Genomic DNA, 8,133 nt, shown 5'->3' with positions numbered 1-8,133 from the left:
AATTGGTAGACACGTTGGACTTAAAATCCAATGGACTGTAATGTCCGTGCGGGTTCAAGTCCCGCCTTCAGTACTAAACCTTAACATTTATTTGTTAAGGTTTTTTTATTTTACCCCTTTTCCTAAACACTTTATACACGCTTCCTAACAAGTAAACTATGTAATTAACAAAGATTGTTTTTAAAATATTTTATACTTAAAACCTATTCTTTGTAATGCTACCTTTAAACAAACGTCTAAAGCAATAGATAAAATTATAAATTATGCGTAAAATATTCTTATTATTTAGCTTAACTTTTTTCATCAATTCTTTTGGACAAACAAGTATTCTTAACGATTTATTAAACAAACATGTTACTAATAAAGGAGTTGTAAACTACAAAACATTCAAAAAAGAAGAGACTAAGCTTGACACTTACCTAGAGTATTTAAACAAAACTACCCCTCAAAAAAATTGGTCTGCATCAAAAACCAAAGCATTTTGGGTAAACGCATACAATGCTTACACTATCAAATTAATTTTAAAACACTACCCTTTAAAAAGTATTTTAAATATTAAACAAAAAGGAAAAGATGCTTGGAATATTGCGTTTGCTAAAGTTGGCGGCAAAACCTACACGCTAAATTTTATTGAGCACAAAATTTTACGTAAAAATTATAACGATCCTAAAATTCACGTAGGTGTAAATTGTGCTTCTATTTCTTGTCCGAAATTAGGGAATTTTGCTTTTACAGAAGCTAACTATAAAAGTAAAACAGAAAAATTAATAAAAAACTTTATTAATGACACTAACAGAAATAAAATTTCAAAAAACAAGGTTCAGTTGTCAAAAATATTCGAATGGTTTAAAGATGATTTCACCAAAAAAGGAAGTCTTATTGATTTTTTAAATAAATATTCGACCATTAAAATTAATAAAAACGCAAAAATTAAGTTCTTAGAATACAACTGGAATTTAAACGAAAAATAGCTACTATTACTACTTTTAGTGAAAGCTAATTTTAAAAACTATTTGTATTTTTACTTTTCAAGCTAAAAACAACATGTCAAAAACATATTACGACCCTGCCGACCTACGTAAGTTCGGAAAAATAACAGAATGGAACGAAGAACTTGGAAACAAATTCTTTGATTATTACGGAAAAGTATTTGAAGAAGGCGCTTTAACTGCTCGCGAAAAAAGCTTAATTGCCTTAGCTGTTGCACATACAGAACAATGCCCATACTGCATAGATGCTTACACAAAAGATGGTTTACAACGCGGTGTTACCAAAGAAGAAATGATGGAAGCTATTCATGTAGGTGCCGCTATAAAAAGTGGTGCAACTTTGGTCCACGGAGTTCAAATGATGAACAAAGTAAATAAGTTAGAAATGTAAAAAAATTATGAATTTTAAATTACGAACTGCTAAATAAAAGTTCGTAATTCATAATTCTACATTCGTAATTAAATGAAAAAATCTTTAAAAGCAAGAAATAACGATTTAGCAAATACACAACGTCAGTTAAAAATTTTATCTAATGGAATTTTTGCTGATGGAGAATTGCCAACATTTGCTAAAAAATTAAAGGAAACAAATCAGTTTCCTTTGCGTCCAAAAAAGTTAGAAATTTTACAGATAAACTTAGGTTACATGTGTAACCAAGTTTGTGCACATTGCCATGTTGATGCAGGGCCTGATCGTAAAGAAATTATGACGATTGAAACCATGCAACAATGTTTGGAGGTAATTAAAAAAACCGAAGCACATACTTTAGATTTAACTGGCGGAGCACCAGAAATGAATCCGAATTTTAGATGGTTTGTTGAAGAAGCAGCAAAAGCCGGAATTAAAGATTTTATCGTTCGATCTAACCTAACCATAATTAGAGCCAACAAAAAATATTACGATTTACCTGAATTTTTTAAAAAACATAATGTGCATGTAGTATCGTCTATGCCACACTGGACACGTGGAAAAACAGACAAACAACGTGGTGATGGCGTTTTTGACAAATCAATAAAAGCATTACAAATGCTTAATGATATTGGTTATGGTATTGCTGGGTCTAATTTAAAACTCGATTTAGTATACAATCCGTCAGGAGCATTTTTACCTGGAGATCAAATGGCATTAGAAAGTGACTTTAAAAAGGCTTTGAAAGATGATTTTAATATCGATTTTCACAATCTTTTTGCGATTACAAACTTGCCAATTAGTCGATTTTTAGATTATTTAATCGCTTCTGAAAATTACGAAGATTATATGTATTCTTTAGTAGAAGCTTACAATCCTGCTGCGGTGAAAAACGTAATGTGCACTAATACTTTATCGGTAAGTTGGGATGGTAATTTGTATGATTGTGATTTTAATCAGATGTTAAATTTAAAGGTAAACTCAAAAGTTAAGCACATAGCTGATTATAATGAAGAGTTACTACAAGATAGAGACATCATTATTAATCAACATTGTTACGGTTGTACTGCTGGCGCAGGAAGTAGTTGCCAAGGCGTTGTGGCTTAAAATTCAATAAATTGATTCCACAATGCAACAATATAACTATTGAAATGAGGAATTGAATTATTTTAGTTTCTCATCATAATTTGCCTCAGTTTTATGATGCTGAAAATAAATTTAGCATAACGACCGTTGTTTTTTTAGTGATTTTTAAACAGCTATTAAAAAGACAAAACTATTTGTAATAATTATAATTACTTTGCAAATAAGCCTAGCCCCGATTGAAGCATTTGTTTGAGCTCCTCGCAGAGAGCGAGTGCAGAAAGCGGGAAAAAGCTTCTAATTATTTATAGTAAAATGAAACATCTAATTTTATTTTTTTTACTAATTAGCTTTAATTCTTTTTCTCAAAAGGATCTACATCAATTATTAAAAAAATATAACACCGAAAATGTTCCTTATATTTTTGTAGATAGTTTAAAAACGATTGCTTCGGATGTTGTTTTGTTAGATGCTCGTGAACCAAAAGAGTTTAATGTGAGTCATCTAAAAAACGCTATTTGTGTGGGGTATGATGATTTTAATATTACAAAAACTACAAAAAGGCTTTCTGCTGATAAAAACATTAAAATTGTAGTGTATTGCTCGTTAGGAATACGCTCTGAAAATGTTGCCGAACAGCTTAAAAAAGCTGGTTTTAAAAATGTTTACAATTTGTATGGCGGAATTTTTGAATGGAAAAACAAAAAGAATACGGTTGTAAACTCTAAAAATACACCAACAAACAAAGTGCATACTTTTAATAAGGAATGGAGCAAGTGGCTCTTAAAAGGAGAAAAGATTTATGAGTAAAAACTTACTGTTAATTTTTACTAGAAACCCAGAACTAGGAAAAGCAAAAACACGACTAGCAAAAACTGTTGGCGACGAAACTGCTCTAGAAATTTATAAATTTTTATTGAACAAAACGAATCAAGTTACAAAGGATTTATCTTGTAATAAAGCGGTTTACTACTCTGTAAAAGTGCGGAAAAATGATATTTGGGATGCAACAATTTATCAAAAACACCAACAAAATGGTAATGATTTAGGTGCTAGAATGCAGAATGCTTTTCAAGATTCTTTTGATGCTGGCTATGAAAAAGTGATGATTATTGGAAGTGATTTGTACGATTTAACTCCTAAAATTATTGAAGATGCTTTTTTAAAACTAAACTCAAACGATGTGGTAATTGGTCCTGCCGAAGATGGCGGATATTACTTACTTGGCATGAATCTTTTACAACCTCATATTTTTCAAAATAAAGATTGGGGAACCTCATCGGTTAGAAAAGAAACATTGGCCAATTTAAAAGATAAAAAAGTACATTTGTTAACAACGCTTAATGATGTAGATGTTTTTGAAGACATTGAAAATCATCCTGCATTTCAACAATTTTTATAATACAAGACCTCACCGGTTTTTAAAACCTGTGAAGTTTAAAGAAAATATCTAATGAGAAAAAAAGAACTACAAGAAACGATAGATTTTTTAAAATCAAACGGAATTACAAATCCGAAAATAGGTATTGTTTTAGGTACTGGTTTAGGAAAATTAGTAGATGAAATAACCATAGAAAAAGAAATTGCGTATGCTGATATTCCGCATTTTCCACAAGCAACTGTAGAGTTTCATTCAGGTAAATTAATTTATGGTGATTTAGCAGGCAAAAAAGTAGTGGTAATGTCTGGTCGTTTTCATTTATATGAAGGCTATAATCTTTGGGAAGTTACTTACGGAATTAGAACCATGCAGGGTTTAGGAATTACTACCTTATTAATATCTAATGCCGCTGGCGCCGTTAACCTTACTTACAAAAAAGGCGACTTAATGCTATTAGAAGATCATCTTAATTTACAAGGTGGATCGCCATTAGCATTTAAAGGAGCTAATGAATTCGGAAATATTTTTGCTGATATGTTAGAGCCTTATTCTAAAAAAATCAATAACTTATTGAAAGTAATTGCAAAAACCAACGACATACAACTACATGAGGGAATATATGCAAGTGTTGTTGGTCCGCAATTAGAAACCAGAGCTGAATATAGAATGTTACAAATTTTAGAAGCAGATGCTGTTGGTATGAGTACCGTACCCGAAGTTATTGTTGCTAAACAAATTGGTTTACCATGTGCTGCAGTTTCAGTATTAACTGATGAGTGTGATCCTAAAAACTTACAGCCCGTTAATATTGCCGAAATTATTGAAGTTGCTGGTAAAGCAGAACCAAAAATGATTACCTTATTTAAAGAATTAATTACTAAATTATAGAATCAAGAACTAAGACAACTACATAGAAAATCTTAGCTCTTGTTTCTTTTATCATAAAGAATATGAGTTACTTAGAAACCACAAAAAACGTATATAAAGAAGCTGCCTTAACACCAGATGTTGGTCTTTGCTGTACTACAAATCCTATTTGGGAATTACCAGGATTAAAGATTCCTAAAATTATGCAAGAAATGAACTACGGATGTGGCTCTACTGTGCATGCACGCGATTTAACCAACAACCCTAAAATGTTATATGTTGGTGTTGGTGGCGGAATGGAATTACTACAATTTGCCTATTTTAATAGAAATAAAGGCGGCGTAATTGGTTTAGATGTAGTTGATGAAATGCTAGAAGCATCACGCAAAAACTTTATTGAAGCTGAACAGCAAAACGATTGGTTTAAATCTAATTTTGTTGATTTACGTAAAGGTGATGCCATGAATTTACCTGTAGAAGATAATTCGATTGATGTAGCTGCACAAAATTGTTTGTTCAATATTTTTAAGGAAGATGATTTGCAAAAAGCCATCGCAGAAATGTATCGCGTTTTAAAACCTCACGGTAAATTAGTAATGAGCGACCCTACTTGCGAGCAAGAGATGAATGAAGAATTACGTAATGATGAACGTTTACGAGCTTTGTGTTTAAGTGGAAGTTTAACCATTGCTAATTATGTAAAAGCCTTAACCGATGCTGGTTTTGGAACCATTGAAATTAGAGCACGTAAACCTTATCGAATTTTAGATCCGAAGAATTACCCAACAAATGAATTAATTTATATAGAATCTATTGAAGTTGCCGCAATTAAAGACCCAATGCCAGCTGATGGCCCTTGCGTTTTTACAGGAAAAGCAGCCATCTACTACGGTGACGAAGATTATTTTGATGACGGATTAGGACATACCTTGTTGAAAAATCAACCTTTAGCAATATGCGATAAAACAGCCGCAGCTTTAAAAGATTTAGGAAGAGATGATATTTTCTTCTCAGAATCTACCTTTCACTATGATGGTGGTGGCTGTTGTTAAGTAGCTTTCAAAATAAAAATAAGCCCTTGCATTTTGTAAGGGTTTTTTATTAAATCGTTTTTGTTTGACTTTTTACTTCATTTCAAATAACTTTGCTCATTGTTATTTTTAGGAACTTAAATCTTTACAATAATGAATAGCGAAAAAATCTTAAACGAAGTTGAAAAAATTTACGCTCCATTATCCGCAGTCTGCAAACAAGATTTTATCCATAATTCAAAAATTAAAACGTTTAAAAGAGGTGAAATTATAGTTCGTGAAGGGCAATATGCTGAAAAAGCGTATTTAATTATAGAAGGGTGCGCCAGAGCCTACTATTTAAAAGATGGAAAAGATATTTCTGATTGGTTTGCTTTCGAAAACCAATTTATGGCATCAATTGTAAGTCTTTTTAGCGATAATCCAAGTCCGCATTATATTGAGTTTATTGAAGATGCAACGGTTATTGAATTTTCAAAGAACACGATGACGCTTCTTTCAAAAAAACATCATGATTTTGAACGTTTTATTAGTAAAGTTGTTACCGAAACTATGTTAGGTTTGTGTGAACGTTTATACACCATTCAATTTAATAAGGCCAACGAAAGATATAATCACTTAATAACTATTCATCCAACAATAACAAACAGAATTCCTTTAACACATATTGCTTCTTATTTAGGAATTACACTCGAAACTTTAAGCAGAATTAGAAACCCCAAAAACCGAACTTGATTAATATCAAATGACACCTCTTTTGTTTGTATGACCTTTGTAAAAAACAAACATAATGGAGACAAACAGTTTACAATTAAAATCAATTTGGGGCAACTGGTGGCTATCAATTAGAAAATGGTTTTACCCTACTTGGCTTATTTATGAAACTTTAATTCGTTTTTACGATTATACTTACGGCGTTTATAATTATTTTAACAAGCAACAAGAAAATATTTCGCCCTATATTGGAGATATTGGTGCCTCGTTTTTAAATATTACATGTAGTGGTATTACTTTTTTAGTATGTACTTTTTTCTTAACAGTTCCGACAAGTTTTATTTTATATAAATTCTTTACCGTATATAATTTATCAGGTACTAAGTTTGAAGTAAAACTTAAAAAACTTCTCTAAAACCCCCACTATTTTATACTTATAACTAAAATGAAAAAAATATTAATCATAAATGGGCATCCAGATAAAGAAAGTTTTAATTACGCACTTTCTAAATCTTATAAATTAGGTGTCGAAAAGTCTAATACTGAAGTAAAAATAATTAATATTAGAGAACTAAATTTTAATCCAAACCTTGAGTTTGGCTACCGAAAAAGAACCGAACTAGAACCCGATTTATTAGAAGCTCAAAATAAATTAAAATGGGCCGATCATTTGGTTTGGATATATCCAGTATGGTGGGGTTCATTACCCGCAATAATGAAAGGTTTTATAGATAGAGTTTTGTTACCTGATTTTGCATTTAAAAAAAGAGCCAACTCATTATGGTCAGATAAATGCTTGACAAATAAAACTGCCCGAATAATTTGTACTTTAGATCAACCTTCATGGTATTATCGTTGGTATTATAAAAGACCAAGTACTAATGCTATGAAAAAATTAACGCTTCATTTTATAGGAGTAAAAAAAGTAAAAGTAACAACGATTGGTCCTATTAGAATGTCTGAAGAAAAATTCAGGAAAAAGTATTTAAAAAAAGTCGAAAAACTCGGAAAAATGGATAGTTAATTTTTAATTACAACCACTCAAAGCAGCTTGTTATTTCTCAGCATATTATATTTTACTTGATTCTAAACTTATTTTCTAATAACTTCGCTGAAACTAGTTTTTACATAAAAAACATCCTATTTACATGAAATATATATCTTTTATCGTAGTACTGCTAGTATTAGTTTTAGGCTGTAGTAAAAAAAACAAAATTAGCTCTATAAACTCTGAGAACTGGTCAAAAAGAGCCATCAATATAAACAACAAAAAATTACTTAAATTCGGAAAATCTTATCTATCCATTTATTCCCAAATTTATAGCTTTACAGAACATAAAACTCATAATTTAACCTCAATGGTAAGTATGAGAAACACCAGTGATTTAGATACAATTTATCTTTTAAAAGCTCAGTATTATGATACTGATGGTAAAACAATTAGAAAATATTTTGATTATCCTATTTTTTTAGCACCTATGGAAACTACAGAAATAATTATAGATGAAATTGATGTTTCTGGAGGCACTGGTTCTAATTTTATTTTTGAATGGAAAACACCTCAAAATTGTCCAGAACCTTTATTTGAAGGTGTAATGACATCAACTATGGGGCAACAAGGTTTATCTTTCACAACAAGCGCTAAACGTATTAAGTAAT

11 protein-coding genes are annotated in these 8,133 nt (G+C 30.8%); all 11 read left to right on the top strand.

Annotation, left to right across the window (positions count from 1 at the left end; translation table 11 throughout):
• Window positions 1–263: 263 nt before the first annotated feature.
• The 11 genes from Q4586_RS13290 (at window position 264) to Q4586_RS13240 (ending at window position 8,132) form a co-directional block, all read left to right on the top strand.
• On the top strand, window positions 264–971 hold the full coding sequence (locus Q4586_RS13290) for a DUF547 domain-containing protein (RefSeq protein ID WP_303529758.1): 708 nt from the start codon (window positions 264–266) through the stop codon (window positions 969–971).
• A 73-nt stretch (window positions 972–1,044) separates the two neighbouring features.
• On the top strand, window positions 1,045–1,380 hold the full coding sequence (locus Q4586_RS13285; protein WP_068702373.1) for an arsenosugar biosynthesis-associated peroxidase-like protein: 336 nt from the start codon (window positions 1,045–1,047) through the stop codon (window positions 1,378–1,380).
• Window positions 1,381–1,452: 72 nt separating this feature from the next.
• Window positions 1,453–2,505 (top strand): arsenosugar biosynthesis radical SAM (seleno)protein ArsS, encoded by a 1,053-nt coding sequence (gene arsS / locus Q4586_RS13280; RefSeq protein WP_303529754.1) that lies wholly within the window; start codon window positions 1,453–1,455, stop codon window positions 2,503–2,505.
• A 291-nt stretch (window positions 2,506–2,796) separates the two neighbouring features.
• Window positions 2,797–3,291, top strand: coding sequence for a rhodanese-like domain-containing protein (locus Q4586_RS13275; RefSeq protein WP_303529751.1), 495 nt, complete (start codon window positions 2,797–2,799; stop codon window positions 3,289–3,291).
• Window positions 3,284–3,883: a TIGR04282 family arsenosugar biosynthesis glycosyltransferase gene (locus Q4586_RS13270; protein ID WP_303529750.1), complete on the top strand. Its 600-nt coding sequence runs from the start codon at window positions 3,284–3,286 to the stop codon at window positions 3,881–3,883. Before Q4586_RS13275 ends, Q4586_RS13270 begins: the two co-directional genes overlap by 8 nt.
• 51 nt (window positions 3,884–3,934) lie before the next feature.
• Window positions 3,935–4,750: a purine-nucleoside phosphorylase gene (locus Q4586_RS13265; RefSeq protein WP_303529749.1), complete on the top strand. Its 816-nt coding sequence runs from the start codon at window positions 3,935–3,937 to the stop codon at window positions 4,748–4,750.
• A gap of 62 nt (window positions 4,751–4,812) precedes the next feature.
• Window positions 4,813–5,781 (top strand): arsenosugar biosynthesis arsenite methyltransferase ArsM, encoded by a 969-nt coding sequence (gene arsM, locus Q4586_RS13260; protein ID WP_068702365.1) that lies wholly within the window; start codon window positions 4,813–4,815, stop codon window positions 5,779–5,781.
• Window positions 5,782–5,913: 132 nt separating this feature from the next.
• Window positions 5,914–6,495, top strand: a complete 582-nt coding sequence (locus Q4586_RS13255) for a Crp/Fnr family transcriptional regulator (RefSeq protein WP_068702363.1) — start codon at window positions 5,914–5,916, stop codon at window positions 6,493–6,495.
• A 55-nt stretch (window positions 6,496–6,550) separates the two neighbouring features.
• The gene (locus tag Q4586_RS13250; protein ID WP_068702361.1) at window positions 6,551–6,889 is read left to right on the top strand and encodes a hypothetical protein; all 339 of its coding nucleotides are present in this window, start codon (window positions 6,551–6,553) and stop codon (window positions 6,887–6,889) included.
• A gap of 30 nt (window positions 6,890–6,919) precedes the next feature.
• Window positions 6,920–7,498: an NAD(P)H-dependent oxidoreductase gene (locus tag Q4586_RS13245; protein ID WP_068702358.1), complete on the top strand. Its 579-nt coding sequence runs from the start codon at window positions 6,920–6,922 to the stop codon at window positions 7,496–7,498.
• Between the two features lie 124 nt (window positions 7,499–7,622).
• Window positions 7,623–8,132, top strand: a complete 510-nt coding sequence (locus Q4586_RS13240) for a DUF3124 domain-containing protein (protein WP_068702356.1) — start codon at window positions 7,623–7,625, stop codon at window positions 8,130–8,132.
• The last annotated feature ends 1 nt before the right edge of the window (window position 8,133 follow it).

It is taken from the genome of Tenacibaculum soleae, from assembly GCF_030549005.1.
GTDB classification, from domain to species: Bacteria; Bacteroidota; Bacteroidia; order Flavobacteriales; family Flavobacteriaceae; genus Polaribacter; species Polaribacter soleae.
Note: the sequence above shows the minus strand (reverse complement) of the source record. Positions and strands in the feature narration are given on the sequence as shown.